The 1,486-nt window shown below is 60.4% G+C and carries 2 protein-coding genes; both read right to left on the reverse strand.

Annotated elements, in window-relative coordinates; genetic code table 11:
- Positions 1 to 208 precede the first annotated feature (208 nt).
- Positions 209 to 1,189 carry an aldo/keto reductase gene (locus tag EOA22_RS33295; protein ID WP_063170546.1) on the reverse strand — a complete coding sequence of 327 codons (981 nt, stop codon included), beginning with the start codon at positions 1,187 to 1,189 and terminating at the stop codon, positions 209 to 211.
- On the reverse strand, positions 1,186 to 1,486 hold a 301-nt coding region (locus EOA22_RS33300), incomplete at its 5' end, for an FCD domain-containing protein (protein WP_127390596.1). The genes EOA22_RS33300 and EOA22_RS33295, both read right to left, overlap by 4 nt.

Raw genomic sequence — 1,486 nt, forward strand, 5'->3', positions numbered from 1 at the left:
GCTCGCAAAGTGTGCGCTCCACCAGCCGCTCTCCCGGCGCCAGTTCTCCGACGACGATGGCGTTGCGGATGATATCGGCCACCTGCGTATACAGCCGCGGCGCAACATGGACTCGCAGGTCATACACGGCGACTTTGATCCTTTGAAAGGTGCGTGGACGAGTGCAATTTCACAAGCATATCACCTTACCGCAAGGCATTGTGCTCACTCAGTGGCCTGAGGCGTTCAGCGGCCGTGGCTCGTAGGCCCGGTCGATGCAGTCAATCTGTTCGGCGGCAAGCGCTATGTCCAATGCCGCGACGGCCTCGTCGACATGCTCTATCGAGGTTGCTCCAAAGATGGGCGCGGCTATGCCGGGGCGCGCCAATGTCCAAGCGAGAGCCACCTGGGCCGGTGTCTTTCCGATATCAGCGGCAACGGCAGCGACGGCTTCGCGTACGGCGTGGTCGCCCTCGCGGTAGTAATATTTCTGCGTATAGTCGTCGCTTTTCGTGCGCGCCGTCTGCTGGCCGGGATCGCGACGGTCCGCGGCAAGGAAGCCGCGTGCGATGGGGCTGAACGGTATCAGGGCAACCTCATCGTGACTGCAATAGGGAAGCAGTTCCCGCTCGCACTCCCGGTGAGCGGGGTTGTATTCGCATTGCATCGAGATGAACGCCGGAAGGTCACGTGCGCTGGCAGCCGCACGGCATTTTGCGAGTGTCCAGCCGGGCATCGTCGTGACCCCGACATAGAGCGCCTTTCCGGCGCGCACGATGTCCGCCATGGCTTCGACCAGTTCGTCGAGATCTGTATCCTTGTCCCAGATATGTGTCTGGAAGAGATCCACGTGATCGGTTCCAAGGCGGACCAATGAATCATCGATTGCCTTGAACAGATGCTTCCTGGAGTAGCCGCGGCCATTGCAGTGCGAAGCCATCGGGTTGCCCGCCTTGGTGGCGATGACGAAGCTGTCGCGCGGCTGCTGGGAAACGAGTATCTGGCCCAGAATGCGCTCGCTCTCGCCAGCAGAATAGAAGTCGCACGTATCGAAGAAATTGATGCCGTGGTCGAGGGAGCGCGCAAGGATCGGAGCCGACGCCTTCGCATCGAGCACCCAGGCCCGCCATCGCGCGGATCCGAATCCCATCGCGCCGAGGCATAACCGGGATACTTTCAAATTGCTCTTGCCGAGCCTGACGTAGTTCATTTGTCGATCTTTTGCTTGCGTGGTGAGGATTTGGGTTTCTGCCCAGAGTCGCGCAGCAGCGACAGCGCGAAAGCCGCGGACCTTTCAACATACTCGCGCGTGAGCTTTTCGGCGAGGTCGGCATCGCGCGCGCGCAACGCGTCGAAAATGCCGTTGAGCAAAGCCATCGTGTTCCTACGTCGTTCAGCCGATGCGACGCGGGTGGTGATGGTGCGCAGATAAGTGACGCGGGCACGTAGCAGAAAGGTCATTTGCCTGGTGATGTCGTTGCCTGCGCCTTGCATGATGATCTCCCAC

Origin of the sequence: Mesorhizobium sp. M7A.F.Ca.US.014.04.1.1, from assembly GCF_003998745.1 — a bacterium.
Classification (GTDB): Bacteria; Pseudomonadota; Alphaproteobacteria; order Rhizobiales; family Rhizobiaceae; genus Mesorhizobium; species Mesorhizobium ciceri.